Annotated in this window: 19 protein-coding genes and 1 tRNA gene; 15 read left to right on the top strand and 5 right to left on the bottom strand. The window is 65.8% G+C overall.

What is annotated here, in order from left to right:
* Positions 1 to 13 precede the first annotated feature (13 nt).
* The 6 genes from rpmF (at position 14) to HMPREF2550_RS03585 (ending at position 4,633) form a co-directional block, all read left to right on the top strand.
* Positions 14 to 187: a 50S ribosomal protein L32 gene (gene rpmF / locus HMPREF2550_RS03610; protein ID WP_038589212.1), complete on the top strand. Its 174-nt coding sequence runs from the start codon at positions 14 to 16 to the stop codon at positions 185 to 187.
* A gap of 115 nt (positions 188 to 302) precedes the next feature.
* Complete coding sequence (locus HMPREF2550_RS03605) at positions 303 to 1,001, top strand: response regulator transcription factor (protein ID WP_038589215.1); 699 nt, start codon at positions 303 to 305, stop codon at positions 999 to 1,001.
* A complete protein-coding gene (locus HMPREF2550_RS03600) occupies positions 998 to 2,461 on the top strand; it encodes a sensor histidine kinase (RefSeq protein WP_246819740.1) in 1,464 nt (487 codons plus the stop codon). The genes HMPREF2550_RS03605 and HMPREF2550_RS03600 overlap by 4 nt, the downstream gene beginning before the upstream one ends.
* A 106-nt stretch (positions 2,462 to 2,567) precedes the next feature.
* On the top strand, positions 2,568 to 3,773 hold the full coding sequence (locus HMPREF2550_RS03595) for a S1C family serine protease (RefSeq protein WP_083319761.1): 1,206 nt from the start codon (positions 2,568 to 2,570) through the stop codon (positions 3,771 to 3,773).
* Between the two features lie 66 nt (positions 3,774 to 3,839).
* Positions 3,840 to 4,430, top strand: coding sequence for a MogA/MoaB family molybdenum cofactor biosynthesis protein (locus tag HMPREF2550_RS03590; RefSeq protein WP_070764760.1), 591 nt, complete (start codon positions 3,840 to 3,842; stop codon positions 4,428 to 4,430).
* 2 nt (positions 4,431 to 4,432) lie between these two features.
* On the top strand, positions 4,433 to 4,633 hold the full coding sequence (locus HMPREF2550_RS03585; RefSeq protein ID WP_070764759.1) for a hypothetical protein: 201 nt from the start codon (positions 4,433 to 4,435) through the stop codon (positions 4,631 to 4,633).
* A 32-nt stretch (positions 4,634 to 4,665) separates the two neighbouring features.
* Here the strand turns inward: HMPREF2550_RS03585 and mscL are convergent, their stop codons facing one another.
* From mscL to HMPREF2550_RS03570, 3 genes are all read right to left on the bottom strand, one after another.
* Positions 4,666 to 5,121, bottom strand: coding sequence for a large conductance mechanosensitive channel protein MscL (gene mscL, locus HMPREF2550_RS03580; RefSeq protein WP_070764758.1), 456 nt, complete (start codon positions 5,119 to 5,121; stop codon positions 4,666 to 4,668).
* A gap of 90 nt (positions 5,122 to 5,211) precedes the next feature.
* On the bottom strand, positions 5,212 to 5,835 hold the full coding sequence (locus HMPREF2550_RS03575; protein ID WP_070764757.1) for an SAF domain-containing protein: 624 nt from the start codon (positions 5,833 to 5,835) through the stop codon (positions 5,212 to 5,214).
* A 44-nt stretch (positions 5,836 to 5,879) separates the two neighbouring features.
* Positions 5,880 to 6,473: a 5-formyltetrahydrofolate cyclo-ligase gene (locus tag HMPREF2550_RS03570; protein ID WP_070764756.1), complete on the bottom strand. Its 594-nt coding sequence runs from the start codon at positions 6,471 to 6,473 to the stop codon at positions 5,880 to 5,882.
* Positions 6,474 to 6,591: 118 nt separating this feature from the next.
* Here HMPREF2550_RS03570 and HMPREF2550_RS03565 point away from each other — a divergent pair, with 118 nt between their 5' ends.
* From HMPREF2550_RS03565 to HMPREF2550_RS03540, 6 genes are all read left to right on the top strand, one after another.
* A complete protein-coding gene (locus HMPREF2550_RS03565) occupies positions 6,592 to 7,548 on the top strand; it encodes a UTP--glucose-1-phosphate uridylyltransferase (protein ID WP_070789754.1) in 957 nt (318 codons plus the stop codon).
* A 20-nt stretch (positions 7,549 to 7,568) separates the two neighbouring features.
* On the top strand, positions 7,569 to 8,846 hold the full coding sequence (glp, locus tag HMPREF2550_RS03560; RefSeq protein ID WP_070789753.1) for a molybdotransferase-like divisome protein Glp: 1,278 nt from the start codon (positions 7,569 to 7,571) through the stop codon (positions 8,844 to 8,846).
* A 3-nt stretch (positions 8,847 to 8,849) separates the two neighbouring features.
* Positions 8,850 to 9,503 carry a GNAT family N-acetyltransferase gene (locus HMPREF2550_RS03555; protein ID WP_070764753.1) on the top strand — a complete coding sequence of 218 codons (654 nt, stop codon included), beginning with the start codon at positions 8,850 to 8,852 and terminating at the stop codon, positions 9,501 to 9,503.
* A 116-nt stretch (positions 9,504 to 9,619) separates the two neighbouring features.
* Entirely contained in the window at positions 9,620 to 10,729 is a 1,110-nt protein-coding gene (gene glpR, locus HMPREF2550_RS03550; RefSeq protein WP_070789751.1) for a divisome protein SepX/GlpR, read from the top strand.
* Positions 10,730 to 10,806: 77 nt separating this feature from the next.
* Positions 10,807 to 10,879 (top strand) — tRNA-Ala (locus tag HMPREF2550_RS03545).
* A 431-nt stretch (positions 10,880 to 11,310) separates the two neighbouring features.
* Positions 11,311 to 11,919, top strand: coding sequence for a cation efflux transmembrane domain-containing protein (locus tag HMPREF2550_RS03540; protein WP_070789749.1), 609 nt, complete (start codon positions 11,311 to 11,313; stop codon positions 11,917 to 11,919).
* Here the strand turns inward: HMPREF2550_RS03540 and HMPREF2550_RS03535 are convergent.
* Positions 11,916 to 12,530: a DNA-3-methyladenine glycosylase I gene (locus tag HMPREF2550_RS03535; RefSeq protein WP_070789747.1), complete on the bottom strand. Its 615-nt coding sequence runs from the start codon at positions 12,528 to 12,530 to the stop codon at positions 11,916 to 11,918. The genes HMPREF2550_RS03540 and HMPREF2550_RS03535 overlap by 4 nt on opposite strands.
* A 52-nt stretch (positions 12,531 to 12,582) precedes the next feature.
* Here HMPREF2550_RS03535 and HMPREF2550_RS03530 point away from each other — a divergent pair, with 52 nt between their 5' ends.
* Together HMPREF2550_RS03530 and HMPREF2550_RS03525 are read left to right on the top strand one after the other, a co-directional pair.
* Entirely contained in the window at positions 12,583 to 12,990 is a 408-nt protein-coding gene (locus HMPREF2550_RS03530; RefSeq protein WP_070789746.1) for a DoxX family protein, read from the top strand.
* Entirely contained in the window at positions 12,983 to 13,624 is a 642-nt protein-coding gene (locus HMPREF2550_RS03525) for a zf-HC2 domain-containing protein (protein ID WP_070789745.1), read from the top strand. Before HMPREF2550_RS03530 ends, HMPREF2550_RS03525 begins: the two co-directional genes overlap by 8 nt.
* Before the next feature lie 4 nt (positions 13,625 to 13,628).
* Here the strand turns inward: HMPREF2550_RS03525 and HMPREF2550_RS03520 are convergent, their stop codons facing one another.
* Positions 13,629 to 15,233 (bottom strand): dolichyl-phosphate-mannose--protein mannosyltransferase, encoded by a 1,605-nt coding sequence (locus HMPREF2550_RS03520; RefSeq protein WP_371441167.1) that lies wholly within the window; start codon positions 15,231 to 15,233, stop codon positions 13,629 to 13,631.
* A 40-nt stretch (positions 15,234 to 15,273) separates the two neighbouring features.
* On the opposite strand from HMPREF2550_RS03520, the gene rsmI reads away from it, so the two are divergent.
* On the top strand, positions 15,274 to 16,137 hold the full coding sequence (gene rsmI / locus HMPREF2550_RS03515; protein WP_070789741.1) for a 16S rRNA (cytidine(1402)-2'-O)-methyltransferase: 864 nt from the start codon (positions 15,274 to 15,276) through the stop codon (positions 16,135 to 16,137).
* The last annotated feature ends 35 nt before the right edge of the window (positions 16,138 to 16,172 follow it).

Here is a 16,172-nt window from a genome sequence, read left to right as displayed (position 1 = left end):
GAGGAATTGAGAAATGGCTACACCGAAGTTTAAGAAGTCCCGCGCCAACACCCGTATGCGCCGTTCGCAGTGGAAGGCTGACAATGCCCAGCTGCAGGTTGTCAAGATCGACGGCCAGGAAGTGCGCATCCCGCGTCGTCTGGTCAAGGCTGCTCAGGCTGGCCTGATCGACGTCGAGCAGTTCTAGTGAGTGCTCGCGTTGTTGCTTAAGTAAGCACGCGAAAAGGCCGGATTCCGCTCTCGGGATCCGGCCTTTTGTGATGTTGTGTACGAGAAGATAACTGATAGGCCATAATAGATACATGAAAATTTTAGTGGCTGACGACGAGCAGGCCGTCCGCGATTCGCTCAAGCGCTCTCTCCGCTTCAACGGGTACGAGGTGTGCCTGGCCCAAGATGGGGAAGAGGCCTTGGACATGATCCGCACCGAGGAGCCGGATCTGACCATCCTCGACGTGATGATGCCCAAGCTCGACGGTCTCGGCGTGTGCCGTACGCTGCGCTCTTCCGGGTACGACCGGCCGGTGCTCATGCTCACCGCGCGCGACGGCGTCTCTGACAGGGTCGCCGGCCTAGACGCGGGCGCGGACGATTACCTGCCTAAGCCTTTTGCGCTCGAGGAGTTGCTCGCGCGAGTGCGCTCGCTGCTGCGTCGCGCCCGGGCGGACTCGATTGACGAGAATTCGCATGAGTCTTCGTCGTTGAAGTTCGAGGACCTCACGTTGAACCCGGAAACGCGCGATGTGACTCGCGGGACCCGGACGATTTCGCTCACCCGCACCGAGTTCGCGCTGCTGCACCTGCTGATGCAGAACCCGCGCCGCGTGCTGTCGCGTCAGACCATTCTGGAGGAGGTGTGGGGCTACGATTTCCCCACCTCGGGCAATGCGCTTGAGGTCTACATCGGCTACCTGCGCCGCAAGACCGAGGCTGCAGGCGAGGCCCGTCTGATCCACACCGTGCGTGGCGTCGGCTACGTGCTGCGGGAGACTGCCCCGTGATCCTGCGGCAATCCGCCGAGACCTTTCAGCGCGACCAGGACGCCTGGCAGCTTACTCCTGAGGAGATGCAGCCGACGCAGTTTAAGAATTCGCGCTTTCTAGGGCTCGGCCTTTCGTTGCGCCAACAGCTGGTGGTGCTCACCGGCGTGATGGTAGCTTTTGCGGTGCTGGTCACCGCGATGGTCAGTTATTGGGCTGCCACGACTGCGATTACTAACTCCATGGACAATGACTTGAGCTCGAAGGCTTATGCCATTGCCCGGGAGGCGGAGAAGAGTTCAGAGGCTGACCTCGAAGCGGAGATCGCGCAGTTCAAGAAGTACAACCCGGGGATCAAGGCCGCCGTCTCTCCGGCGGGCTCCAACAAGTACTTCGGCGACGCCGTCCCGGTCGGTGGTACCTTCCACTCGCAGAAGGAAGGCGAGCAGATTTCCACCCGCACTGCGGGCGGGGAGCGCATCTTGGTGCTGCGTTCGGAACGTGGAGCATCCGTTGCACTTGCCGAGCAGGTCGACCCCTCGAGGCGTCTGCAGGGCAGCTCCGGTGCGGCCCTGCTCGTGATCCTGGCCTTGGGAGCCGCGATGGCGTGGGCGGTGTCCACGATTGTGGCTGCGGCAGCACTCTACCCGCTGCGGCGGCTGCACCGCGCGGTGGATGAGGTCACTCGGACCGAGGAGCTGAAGCCACTGCCGGTGGAGGGCGACGACGAGCTGGCAAAGATCAGCCGTTCCTTCAACGAGATGATGCGTACCCTGCAGGATTCACGCACGCGTCAGACGCAGCTCGTTGCCGATGCGGGCCATGAGCTGAAGACTCCGCTGACGTCGATGCGCACGAACATCGAGCTGTTCATGATGATGTACAAATCCGGGCACCAGGACATGATCTCCCAGGAGGAGCGCGACAACCTCGAACACGACGTGCTCGCGCAGATGGAGGAGATGTCCACGCTCATCGGCGACCTGGTTGACCTGGCGCGCGAGGACTCCCCGAACACCGAGTTTGTGGACCTGCGCTTGGACGCCATCTTGGAGGAAGCCCTGGACCGAGTGCGCCGCCGTCGCCCCGATGTGACCTTCCAGTTCCATGCGGACCCGTGGATCATGCAGGGCGACCACTTTGCCATGGGGCGCGCGCCGATCAACCTGATCGATAATGCCGCGAAGTGGTCACCGCAGGGCGGCACCGTGCGTATCTCCCTGAAGGCCGCGACCACCAAGGCCGTCCTGATTGTGGACGACTCCGGCCCGGGCATTGCTCCGCGCGAGCGCGAGCGCGTCTTCGAACGCTTTTACCGTGCCCCGGAATCGCGCGCAATGCCGGGCTCTGGCCTGGGGCTCGCGATCGTGAAGCAGGTGCTCGACCGCCACGGCGCGCAGATCTTCGTGGAGGAGTCCGATGACGGCGGCACGCGTATGCGCGTGGTCTTCCCGGGCCGCCGCCCTGAAGAGGGCGAGTAGGGCACTTCACCCAGCGCATCGCGCACAGGAAGTGTCCAGGAAGTGCTACGTTGGGTAGCGCTGTGCCTCAAGTTCACGCGCAGCGCGGTCCCGCATAATTGGACGCATGACTTTTCCGGAGGAACCGCGCAACCCAGAAGGCGCGAACCACACCCAGCAGACTGTTTACCACGTTGCGAACCCGCCGCAGCAGGCGTCATCCGGGAAGCGCTTCGGTCCGGGCGCGATGATCGCCACGGCCCTGGTTGCGTCGCTGATCGCCGGCGGTGGGGCGGGGTATGTCGCCGGAAGCCGCGGGGCTGAGCAGTCGGGTGAGACCTACAATGCGCTCGAGGCACAGCCCGCCGAGTCGGCAAACGAGCCTGAGGGGGAGAAAACGCAGGCACCGAAGGGCTCGGTGGAGGACGTGGCGGCGCAGGTGCTCCCCGCGGTCGTCTCGATCATGGTGCAGACGCCACGCGGGGGCTCGGAGGGCTCCGGCTCGATCATCTCCTCGGACGGCTATGTGCTGACGAACCACCACGTCATCGCGGATGCGCAGAGCCCGCAGGCGCGCATCCAGGTCACGCTCAACGACGGCACGCGGCACGACGCGACCTACGTGGCCAGCGACGTGAACACGGACGTCGGCGTGCTCAAAATTGAAAACGTGAGCAACCTGCCCACGATGAAGTTCGGCAACTCCGACCAGCTCGCCGTGGGCCAGGAGGTCGTCGCCGTCGGCTCGCCGCTCGGCCTGTCCGCGACGGTGACCAGCGGTATCGTCTCCGCCCTGAACCGCCCGGTGCGCGCGAACCAGGGCGGCGGCGAAAGCTCGCTCATGGACGGCATCCAAACCGACGCGGCGATCAACCCAGGCAACTCCGGCGGCCCGCTAGTGGACATGCAGGGCAACCTCATCGGCATGAACTCGGTGATCGCCTCGCTGTCCGCAGGCTCGTTCGGCGGGCAGCAGGGCGGCTCGATCGGCTTGGGCTTTGCCATCCCCTCGAACTTTGCCAAGCGCGTCGCGCAGCAGCTTATCGACGACGGCGTGGCCACCCAGCCCATGCTCGGGGTCAGAGTCAACGCGCTCGACGACGGCACCGAGGGTGCCCGGGTCGCCGCCGTCGAACCCGGCAGCCCCGCGGAACAGGCCGGACTGCACGCCGGTGACGTGATCGTGAAACTAGGCGACCGGCTCATCGATTCGGCCGACTCGCTGATCGCCGCGACGCGTTCGCACGACTTCGGGGAGACCGTCACCCTGCAGGTGGAGCGCCCGGGGGAGGAGGATCCCGTTTCCGTAGATGTGGCGCTCAGTTCCGAGTAAGTTAAGGGCTACATTATGGGCAAAAATTCCGGTGCCTGCCGGAGTGGGACGTCGAGGAAGAAGGTTATGGCAGAGACAACGGGGACAACGGGGACGACCAAGACATTGGGTGCGTTTGACGACGCGGAGCCGGACGAGACGTTCCTGCGCGCCGTGGAGCTCGAGCAGTCCGCTCCGGCGCAGACCCGTGCGATCGTGGTGCTCGTGGGGGATCACCGCTACGAGTCGCCGGGGGACAATACCGACAAGATGGTCGCCGAGCTGCTGGGGGAGTACGGCTACCACGTCGATGGCGTCGTGCGGACCAAGTCGAAGAAGTCGGAGATCCGCAAGGTGATCGAGACCGGCGTGGTCGGCGGCGTCGACCTGGTGCTCACGCTCGGCGGCACCGGTGTGGGCCCGCGCGATAAGACGCCGGAGGCCACCCGCACCGTGATTGACAAGATGGTGCCGGGCGTAGCGCAGGCCATCCGCTCCTCGGGGCAGTCCTGCGGCGCGGTAGATGCGGCGACCTCGCGCGGCATCTGCGGCGTCTCCGGCTCGACGGTGGTGGTGAACCTGGCGCCGAGCCGCCAGGCCATCCGGGACGGTGTTGCCACGATCGCCCCGCTGGTGGAGCACCTCATCGGCGAACTCAACAGCTACACGGTGCAGTAGGGATGGCACGACAGCGCCGCAGGGCACGCCGCGTCGCGGACGTGGACTACGACCGCACCGCAGACGCGCCGACGGGCACCTTCCAGGACGAGCCCGCCGGTGCAGACAGTCTGCGCGAGGTTGCGTTGGAAGAAGACGCCGAGCCGGAGCTGACCGGCCGGGCTTTCTACGAAAACGAACGCCCGCCGCACCACGGTGAGTAGGTGCGAGCGGGCGCTACGAGCAGCTGGAAAAGCTACTTGGTTTCTGGGCTCTCGCCGGTTGCCGGCGGAGTGGAGCTGCCAGCCTGCTGCGGGGTCTGGCCAGCCATCATGTCGCGGATCTCGGTGAGCAGCTCGGTCTCGGTCGGTGCCGGGGTGTCCTCGGAGATGCCGCGGTGACGCTTCTGCATCTCGTCGAGCTTGTTCATCGGGGCGACGATGAAGAAGTAGACCACTGCCGCGATGAGCAGGAAGTTGATGATCGCGGAGATCAGCATGCCCAGGTCGAGCGCGGTCTCGGGGCGGCCCGGGATGATCGGGATCTTCCAGCCTTCGCCGACCTCGGCGTCGCCGAAGATGTTCAGTAGCGGGGAGATGATTGCGTCAGAGAACGCGGTGACCACGGCGGTGAACGCGGCACCGATAACCACACCGACGGCCAGGTCGATGACGTTGCCGCGGAGAATAAAGTCGCGGAAGCCCTTGAGCATGGAAACACTCCTTGTTTTAAGTCATGGGGGAAAGTCACCATGGTGGCGAAGTTGCGCGATCATCCATGGCAAATGTCAAGAGTACGGAGTCTATGCCGAAGTTTCATCCGGAGTCAAAACCACCGCGAGCGGCTCGGCTAACGACGACGCCGCGACCGCCGCCGCTTGAGACTGGCGCAGCAGTACCAGCACCGTGTCTTTCCCACCCGAGTCTTCATCGCTGACCGTGACGATGCGCCCGCCGGTGGCCACTGTGCGCGGTCCCTCGGTCACGATTTCTACCCGGGCACCGTGGTGCAGCATCGGCAGGATGTCGGGCTCGGCAAGTGAGATCGGCACCATCGTAAACGGCTCCCCGGAGGGAGCGTCGGCGATGAGGTCGCTGACCAGGTCGGGGCCGACCAGCCGCGTGGTGGTGACCACCTCACCCGCCGCGGCCGAGGCGGCCAGAATGTGGGAGTGCGCGAGTGCCTCCTCGCTTAAGGCACGGTCCGGCAGCACCTCTTCGGGCACGCGGCGCAGCGTGACGTCCTCCGGGTTTAAGCGGGTGCCGGCGGGCACATCGCGCGCAAAGACGACGGCGACCGGGTCGGTGTGCGTGGCGCGCACCAGCGCACTGACGCAGGCGGCGGCAATAAGTAGGGCGGCGAGCACCCGCCGCAGCAGTACGGTGCGGCGATAGCCTGGGGTGCGCAGGCGCGTTGCAAGATCCATGCCTATTAGACGCAGTGGCCGCCCCCGAGGTTCCCTTTTTCTGGCTACTTTCTTTCTGCCCACCACCAGCCAGACGGGGTGATCACCGCTTGAACTGCCACATCGTGTGCGTCGTGCGGCACGGCATTGACCACGTTGTCGTCGTAAACCACCGCGGCGGTCGGGGCGTCGGTGACTGACAGGGCCCGGTCGTAGTACCCGGCCCCTTTGCCCAGCCGCATGCCGCTAGCGTCCACACCCAAAGCGGGCACGATGAGCGCGCCACAGGAGCTGAGTACACGCGAGGTGTAGCGCGGCCCGGCGGGCTCGCTGATACCGAGCGCGCCTTCCGCTGCGGGTGCATCGTCCTGTACCGCCCACGCAAGTACGCCGTCGGGAAGCGAGAGCGGCACGAAGACTCTGCGGGCGTGCGCGCGCAACATGTCCGCGAAGTTGTCCGCGCCGGGTTCGGTGGGCAGCGGGTTGTATGCCGCGATGTTGGAGTCCTGGGCACCTATGTCGTGTAAAAACGACACGGTGTGTTTGAGCAGCGCGGCGTCGAGAAGCGCCTTGCGCTGCGGGTCATCGCGCAGTGCGCGGCGGGCTTCAGTGAGCTGCGCGCGCAGTGCCTGCTTTGCTGAGGAAGATCGCGGGGACATCGATCGGGATCCTTTCGTGCTGGTGGTGACTGTGAATGCTTGTAAAACGCCCGGGAAGTTTCGTGCGGGCGGGAGTCGGAACGAAATAGCAGTTTTGCGCGATGTAGGCTGGGTATTTATGCGGAATTCTAGCGAAACGACCGCCGCGTCGACCTCTGGCGCGGTCAAGACAGTTGTGGTGCCGGCGGCAGGTATGGGGACCCGCTTTTTGCCTGCGACGAAGACTGTGCCGAAGGAGCTTCTGCCCGTGGTGGACACCCCGGGCATTGAGCTGATTGCGGAGGAGGCCGCACAGCTGGGTGCGCAGCGCCTGGCCATTGTGGTTGCCCCGCAAAAAGAGGAGATCATGGCGCACTTCGGGGAGTTTTCCACCCTGCGCGAAACCCTTGCCGCCCGCGGTAAGGACGAGCAGGTGGCGAAGGTGGCGCGCGCCGCTGATCTGATCGACGCGATCTCGGTAACGCAGGACAAGCCGCTCGGTTTGGGCCACGCGGTTGGCTGCGCAGAGGTTGCTCTCGATGAGGACGAGGACGTTGTGGCCGTCATGCTGCCGGACGACCTGGTGCTGCCGGCCGGTGTGATGGAGAAGATGGTCAAGGTGCGCGAGCAGCTTGGCGGCTCGGTGCTGTGCGCTTTCAACGTCACGCCCGAAGAGGTGTTTAACTACGGTGTGTTCGACGTGGCCGAGGCAGATGCTGAGGTCGAGGGCATTGAGGTCAAGCGCGTGCTTGGCATGGTGGAAAAGCCCGCGGTGGAAGACGCCCCGTCGACGCTCGTTGCCACCGGCCGCTACCTGCTTGACCGCGCGATTTTCGACGCCCTGCGCAGGATCACACCGGGCAAGGGCGGGGAGCTGCAGCTCACCGATGCGATCGAGCTGATGATTACCGAGGGCCACCCGGTGCACGTAGTCGTCCACGACGGCAAGCGCCACGACCTGGGTAACCCGGGCGGCTACATTCCGGCGAACGTGGACTTCGGTCTGCGCAGCGAGAAGTACGGCCCGGCGCTCTACACTGCGTTGAAGCAGATTATCAGCGACTTCGAAGCAGAGAACCCCGATGTTATCCGTTAACTCTTACTAGGATTGGTCGAATGCGCAGCGTTGAAGACCAGCGAGCAATGGTGGTTGACGCGGCGGTGACGCCTGAGCCGATCCGCGTCGGAATTTTAGATGCCCTCGGCCTGATGTGCGCCGAGGAGATCACCGCCACCGCACCGCTTCCCGGCTTTGCCCAGGCCGCCGTCGACGGCTATGCCGTCCGCGCGGTTGACGTGGGCGGTGCCGCTGGCCTGCGCGGCTCCCGTGAGGCTCAAGATGAGGAGGTCCCCGCGGGCCGCGACCGCACCCTGCCGGTGGTAGGCGAGGTCGCGGCGGGCTCGCAGAAGCCGCTGCGCCTGCAGCCGCGCCAGGCCGTGCGCGTGGCGACCGGTGCGCCGCTGCCCACGCTTGCCGACGCCGTCCTGCCCCTCGAGTGGACCGACCGCGGCCGCAAGCGCCTCACCCCAACCCGCACGGTGCACACCGGCGATTTCGTGCGTAAACCGGGCGCGGACATCCAGCCCGGCGACGTCGCCGTGCGCCAGGGCGCGGTGCTCGGGCCCGCCCAGATCGGACTAGTCGCCGCCGCGGGCCGCGAAAAGGTGCTGGTGTACCCCCGCCCGCGCGTGACTGTGATCAGCTTTGGTCTGGAACTCGTCGACGTGGACCGCACACCCGGGCTGGGCCAGGTCTATGACGTGGCCTCCTACGCCGTGGCCGCCGCCGCCGAAGAGGCCGGGGCGGACGTGGTGCGCGCCGGGCTGATCCAGGCGGAGCCGCGCCGACTGCGCGAGACGATCGCCGGGCACGTCACCCGCTCGGAGATGGTCATCATCACCGGTGCCGTGGGCGGCTCCGGTGCCAACGTGGTCCAAGACGTGCTGCGCGAGATGGGCGAGATTGACACCCAGCGCGTAGCCATGCACCCGGGCTCTGTCCAAGGCTTCGGGCTGCTGGGGGAGGAGCGCACGCCGGTGTTCCTGCTGCCCGCGAACCCGGTCAGCGCACTGGTGATCACGGAGACGATCGTCCGCCCGGCGATCCGGCAGGCGCTTGGCAAGGCGCAGGTGCAGCGCCGCCTCGTACAGGCGCGCTCGGTGCGCGCGATCGAGTCCATCCCGGGCCGCCGCGCCTTCATCCGTGCCCGCCTGATGCGGGATATTGAAACCGGCGAATACCTGGTGGAGTCGCTCGGCACCGCCGAGGGCGGACCGGCCCACCTGCTGGCCGGCTTTGCCGAGGCCAACGCCATGATCTGCCTGCCGGAGGACATCACCGACGTGCGCCCGGGCGATGTGGTGGATGTCGAGTTTTTGCAACAGCGCAGCTAACCAATGTCGCTGCTGTCCCTGTTCCGCGAGCCCACGCCCGGCTGGCCCGAAGACACACCCACGCTGCAGCTTGCCGACGGCACCACGCTCAAACTCCGCCCCCTACAATCCAGCGACGGACGCGCCTGGCGCGAAACCCGCATCCTGGATGAGCAGTGGCTCAAACCAGTCGAGCCGACCGTCTCCGGGACGTGGGAGGAGGCGCACTCGGCCCAGGCCTGGCGTGCCAACTGGCTGAACCTGCGCAAGTTGGCGCTCGGCGGGGTGGTGATCCCGCTAGTCATCGAGGCCGACGGCCACTTCGCCGGGCAGGTCACCCTTGGCAACATCCAGCACGGCGCGGTCGGGGAGTGCTGGATCGGCTACTGGGTCCACTCGCCATTTATGGGGCGCGGGATCGCCACGGCGGCCTGTGCTTTGGGGACGGACCATGCGCTCGGCAGGGTGGGGCTGCACCGGGTGACGGCGACCTTTCTGCCGGACAACCCGGCGTCGAGAAGCGTGCTGGCGGCGAACGGCTACCGCGAGGAGGGCTACTTCCGCAAGAACCTGCACATCGACGGGCAATGGCGCGATCATCACTTCGTGGCGCTCAACGCCGAGGACTTTCCGCAGAGCGCGGTCGCGCGGCTGCGGGAGCAAGGACGCGTACGCTAAATTCTTCCGCCGGCACACGGCGTGCCTGGCGGTTGTGCGAGGCTAGCGCGGTTAGCGTTAGTGCAGTTTCTTATCTCCATCGCCGTCGTCTGTCGCGTTGAAAGGTGGCTTCGCCCATGGGCAGCCTGAGCTTGATCATCGTCCTCATCCTCGTCGTGTGGATCATCGTGCTTGCCCCGATGCTCTCGGGCAGCGTGAAAAAGATCCGCCGTTCCGGCGAAGGCTACGAGGAGACGCGCGTGCTGCACGAGGGCGGCACCGAACCCATGGTGTCGCGCCGTCGCCCGAAGCTCACCGCCGCCGATGTGCACCAGCACGCCGAGGCCGATGAGGACGTCGAGCTCGTCGAGGCCGAGGATGAGCAGGTGCTTATCGACGACGCGCCACCCCTGCGCACCATCTTCCGCAAAGATGTCGAACCGTCCGAGGAAACCCCCATGGTGATCGACGCCGAGCCGGTTGAGGAGGCGGCTGAAGACGCTGAGACTCAGGACGAGACGGCAGAGGGTGGCTCGACCCGCGTGGAGCTGGATGGTGAGTCCACGGGGGATGCTGCAGACATGAAGGACTCTGAGGACTCCGAGGACGCTGAAGACTCTGAGGACGCTGACGATCAGCACTACGAGCTTCGCGAGGCCTACGAGTCCCCGGCCGACTTCGGCTACGTCGACGAGGACGCACCAAAGGTCGAGCGCGCGCAGGAGGATACGCCCGAGCCGGCACCGGTAGGTGCGGACTCGCTCGAGCCGGACGACAGCGACATTGCCTTCGCCAAGACGCGCCGCGGCCGCGGTGGCTACGACCCGGAGCGCGAGCGTGCCGCGCGCGCGGAGCGTTTCCGTCGCCGTCAGCGCACCTTCCTTGGCCTGATCATCTTCTTCGTGGCCACCTTCGTCATCGCCTTCGTCGCGGGTGGGTGGACTTGGATCCTGCCTGCGATCGCAGTCGGGCTCAATGCGTGGTTCTTCATTGCCGCCCGCGGTGCGGTGCGCAAGGAGCGTGCCCTCCACCAGCGACGCGTACGCCAGCTGCGCCGCGCACGCATGGGCGTGGACCTCGCCCAGCGCCCGCAGGCCGCGCCTGGCGAGCGCCGCCGCGTCGGCTCCGTCATCCTGGACATGGACGAAGAGCACCCTGACTTCGAGGCGCTCCCGGTTTACCGACGCGAGCAAGAACGCGACGAGTACTACGGCGAGCCACGCAACTACACGCCGCGCGCGAGCTAGCCTGCGGGTGCGTTGCGGCTCCCTCACCAGCGGATTTCACCAGCTGGTGACGGAGGAGTAACGTTGCTTCCCAGCACGGGGCTATAGCTCAGTTGGTAGAGCGTCGCGTTCGCAATGCGAAGGTCAGGGGTTCGATTCCCCTTAGCTCCACTGGATGAAACCTCCAGGTCGCACGGCCTGGAGGTTTCTTCGTGTTCGTGCAGGCGGTGGTGGGGGAACTGACGGTCGGGTCTAAAAGGAGCTAGCTCCGTTTAGGGGTTCCGGTTTCGCGCGACCTGGGGTTTTGGCGGTGGCGCTGGTCCAAATGGAGCTAGCTCCATCTAGGGTGTCCGGTTTTGCGCGACCTGGCGTTTTGTGGGGGGCTCGCGTCTAAATGGAGCTAGCTCCATTTGGGGAATAAGGGAGTAGGCAGGCCGTTAAGCAACAGTTAGGCAACAGTTACGCATGACGATGGGAAAGAAGCGAAGCCAAGGTTCCAACGACGATTACTACGTAGCCCCGCAGGCTCCCGCTGTTTGCCGCAAAGAGATACGTCGGCGTATCCTTGCAGCGCTATTACCGGCCCCTGACAGGAGGAACCCGTGACCACTGAGAAGCTTCGCCGCGCAGTCCTTATCGTTGCGCTGCTGAATTTGGCGTACTTCTTCGTGGAGTTCATCGCAGCGCTGGCGATTGGGTCGGCGTCGCTTGCGGCGGATTCCGCCGACTTCCTCGAGGACACGGCGATTAACCTGCTCGTCTTCTTCGCGGTGGCGTGGCCGGCGCACCGCCGCCGGGTGGCGGGCAGTGTGCTCGCGGGGCTGATCCTCATTCCGGCGGTCGCGGCGATCGTCATGGTGGTGACCAAGATCCTCAACCCGGTCCCACCCTCGCCGGAGGGGTTGACCGGCGTGGCCTTTGGCGCGCTGGTGGTCAACCTCATCTGCGCGGTCATCCTGCTCAAGCTGCGTGACCAGGGATCGTCGCTGGCGAAGGGAGCGTGGCTCGCGGCGCGCAACGACGCGCTGGCCAACGTGCTCATCATCGTGGCGGGACTGCTCACCTTCGTGTGGCCGACTGCTTGGTTCGACATCGTGGTCGGCGCGATCATCGCCGCGATCAACCTCTCGGCAGCCAAGGAGGTGTGGGAGGAGTCCCGCGAGGAGCACGCCTCGGTCGAGGAGGCCTTCGAGGACATGGGCGACTGCTAGTCGCTCCACACACCGGACGCGCCGCGTCGCCAAGTGCCGACGAGGTTGGTGTCCACGATGCCGACGGACTCCATCAGCGCGAACATGGTCACCGGGCCGACGAAGGTAAAACCGCGCTTCTTCAGATCCCGCGCTAGCGCCTTCGACTCGGGTGAAAAGCTGGGTACTTCTTCCGCCGTGCGCGGCCGCGGAGTCGTTTCGGGTTTGTAGGACCAGATGAGTTCGCCGAGGTGCGTGCCTTCGTCGCGAAGCGCAATGGTTGCCTTCGCATTCGTGACGGCGGCGCTGAGTTTCTGCCGGTTGCGGATGAGTGCGGCGTTGTCCATCAGGTGATCGACCGATTCCATCGCGGCGACCTTGTCCGGATCGAACCCGAAGAAGGCTTCGCGGAAGGCCTCGCGCTTGGACAGGATGAGGCGCCAGGACAGCCCGACTTGGAATCCTTCGAGGCAGAGGCGCTCGTAGAGCGACGCTTCGTCGTAAAGCGGCATGCCCCACTCGGTGTCATAGTAGGTGCGCAGCAGCGGGTCGGTGGCGGCCCAGGGCGGGCGCACCAGGCCGTCGTCGCAGGTAATGGGCAGGGACTTGGGTTCTTCGTAGAAATTGTTCATATATATTTGACTCAATTTATGGCGCTTCGGTTCCATCGGTAGGGTAATTGGCATGAACAGGCCCGCCGTTCGAGACTTCGCCCTCCTGCTGATGCGCCTGGTCGTTGGGGCAGTGTTCATCGCCCACGGCTACCAGCATTGGTTCGCCTCCGGCATGAGCGCAACCGCCCAGGAATTCGCCCGCTTTGGGGTGCCGCAGCCCGTCTTAAGCGCCTACGTCGCGGGCACCGTGGAGCTCATCGGCGGTACTTTCCTGGTCATCGGCCTGCTCACCACGATCGCGGCCTCGCTGCTGCTGTTGCTCACTGTCGCCGCCACCTACTTTGTGCACCTGGGCAACGGTTTCTTCGTCGCCGATGGGGGCGTGGAGTACACCTTGGTGCTCGCCGCGGCGCTGTTCTCGCTCGTCGTTTTTGGTACTGGCCGCGCGAGCTTGGATGGGGTGTTGACCCGTGATTAGCCACGAACAAGTCCAGGCCGCGCTCTCGGCGCGCATCGACGGCGAGGCACCGGGCCTAGAGGACTCGCTTATCGACGCCCACCTGGCCTCCTGCGCCGAGTGCACCGCTTTCTGGGAGCGCTCGCTCGCGCTGTCGGAAAAGGTGCGATTCGCCGAGGTCGATGGCGGGATGGCCCCGCCGGGAGACCTGTCCGAGGTGATCCTGGCCGGGGTGGACGAGAAGTGGCGCAAGTTGGCGCAGCGTCGCCTGGTCACCCTGGCGATTGGGCGAATTATCCTCGTCATTGCCGCGCTCGTGTGGGCCTGGTGGGCGGTGCAACCACTGCTGGGCACCGATGCGTCGGATGGGCTGATGACCTCGACTGCGGCGGTGCGCTTCGGCGTGGCGCTCGCGCTCGGGGTGAGCGCGTGGCGGCCGCGGCAGATCCCCGGCGTGCTGCTCATCGTGGGCACGATGTTCACCTTTACCGCGGGCTTCGCGGTGCGCGACTGGGTGCTCTCGATTGGCGAGTTCGTGCCCAGCATCGTGTTCATCCCCCTGTTTACGCTGCTGGGGCTGGTGTGGACCTGGGTGGCGGACCGCGGGATCGAGATCCGCCGCGCCTGGCACCTGCTCGACGCCAACCCGAGCTAGCGCGCTACTTCCAGCTGGGCAGCCACATCAGCGACTGGAAGTAGCCCTCCGGGATCATGTAGCCGTAGAAGATGGGCGAGAAGTAGAGGAAGTTGGCCACCACCAGCGCCAGGTAGGCAAGCACCGCCAGCTGGCCGGTGCGCAAGTCAGCCCCCGCTACTCGACGCACGAACGCATTGCCGGTGGGTGCGCCCTTCTTCGCGATGTTGCCAAGCGCAAGTCCGAGCAGCACTGCGGTAAACGGCACCAGGGCGGTGGCGTAGAAGAAGTACATCTGGCGGTCAAAGGCAGCCAGCCAGGGCAGGAAACCGGCCATGAACGCCACGAGCGGCAGGATGACGCGGTAGTCGCGGCGGGTGATCCACACCCACGCGGCCCACAGCAGGACCGGGATGGTCAGCCACCAGATCGCGGGCGTGCCGAAGAGGTAGATCATCTCCCGGCACGTGTTGCCATTACCACAGTTCAAGTCGGTGTTGGAGTAGTAGAGGATCGGCCGCGAGGCCACCAGCCAGGCCCAGGGCTTGGAGTCCCACGGGTGGGAGTGCCCGGATGAGGAGGTCAGGGAGCCGTGGAACTCGAGGACCGAGAAGTGGTAGTAGAGCCATTCCGCGGCTGGCGACGGCAGCGAGGTAAGCCACGGCCACTCAGAGTTCGCCACGGTGCCGTCTGCGACCGAGTGGCGGTACACCGAGGTCTCGGAGGCGAACCAGGCGCGCCAGGACCAGATGTACAGCAGTGCCGGAACCAGCACGATCGATGCGAGCGCAGAAGGCACATCACGCAGCAGGGCACCCGCCAGCGGCTTCTCCACGCCGTAGCGCTTGCGCAGCCACAGATCCCAGAAGGCAGAAAGCAGGCCGTAGAAGGCGATGTAGTACAGGCCCGACCACTTCACCCCAAGCGCGAGGCCGAGCAGCACGCCCGTGGCGAAGCGCCACCAGCGAAAACCCAGGCGCGGACCGAGCGGGCCCGCCTCATCCAATTTGCCCGTGAGGTAGGCGTCGTGCCAGCGCCTATGCACCTGCTGCATGTCGCCGGCCAGCGTCCAGGCCGCGGCCACGACGAAGAAGACCTGGAACATGTCGAGCATGCCGAATTTGGCGGCGACCAGCAGCACCCCGTCGAAAAGCGCAATGGTGCCCGCGAAGATACCGATGGTGGTGGACTGGCTGAGCCTGCGCGCAATGAGGAAGACGAACACGATGGTCGCCGCGCCGAAGAGTGCCGTGAACAGGCGCCACCCCAGCGGCGTGTAGCCGAAGAACTGCTCGCCCCACGCCAGCAGCTGCTTGCCCAGCGGCGGGTGCACGACCAGGCCGTAGCCGGGGTTGGACTCAATACCGCCGAGGACCGGGTTGATGTAATCGCGCACCATGTCCCAGGCCTGCGGCACGTAGTGCTTCTCATCAAAGACCGGCGTGCCCTCCGAGGTGGGCTGCGTCAGGCCGAGGAAGCGGGTAAAGAGCGCCAAGACCCCGATCACGCTCGCGGCGATCGTGTCGCGCCGGGCCCACGGCACCGTGTTCGGCGCGGCGGGTTCGGGGCGCTTCGGCCGCCAACGCTTCGCGGCAGGGGCTGGGGCAGCGGGGGACACTTGGGTACTCACGGACAAGGATCTTACTGTGTCGTGCGTATGCTTGAGGTTTATGGTTGCCTCGACAGATCTGCCCCAGGACGCGCTCCCCACTTCGGGCGTGGTGCTCGCCGCAACCCCGCTGGGCAACATCGGTGATGCCAGCCAGCGCCTGCGCGAGATGCTCGAGCGCGCCGAGGTGATCGCCGCGGAAGATACGCGGCGGACCCGGGCGCTGGCCACAGCACTCGGTGTGAACCCGCGCGGCAAGTTCGTCTCCAACTTCGACCACAACGAAGCCGCGCGCACCGACTCGCTGCTGCGCGCGGCGCGCTCCGGGGTGGTACTGGTGGTCACGGATGCTGGCATGCCGATCGTGTCCGACCCAGGCCTGAACCTGGTCGCCGCGGCGCACGACGCGGGCATCCCGGTCACCTGCCTGCCCGGCCCGAGCGCGGTGACGACGGCGCTTGCGCTGTCTGGCCTCAACGTAGGGCATTTTCTTTTCGACGGCTTCGCGCCCCGCAAACCAGGCGCCAAAGAGACCTGGCTGCGCTCGCTGGTGGGGCAAGAGCGCGCCATCTGCTTCTTCGACTCGCCGCACCGTACCGCCGACACCCTGGCGCGCGCCGCGGAGATTCTGGGCGCGGATCGTCGCGCCGCCGTCTGCCGCGAGCTGACCAAGACCTTTGAAGAGGTCAAGCGCGGCACGCTCGCGGAGCTCGCCCAGTGGGCAGAAGAGGGCGTGCGCGGCGAGGTCACTGTGGTGATTGAAGGGGGCAGCGCCGCCGTGGAAGAGCCTGCTGACCTGGTTGGGGAGGTGCTCGCGCGGGTGGAGGGCGGCGAGCGGATGAAGGATGCGTGCAAGGCCGTCGCCAAGGCGTACGGGGTAAAAACTGGCGAGCTGTATGACGAGGTGCTTGCAGCGAAGAAATAGGTGGCGTGACACCCTAGCGGGACACAGCCTGTTTG

Origin of the sequence: Corynebacterium sp. HMSC074A01 (assembly GCF_001831515.1) — a bacterium.
GTDB lineage: Bacteria > Actinomycetota > Actinomycetes > Mycobacteriales > Mycobacteriaceae > Corynebacterium.
The sequence above is the reverse complement of the archived record's forward strand: the minus strand, read 5'-3'. Positions and strand labels throughout refer to the sequence as shown.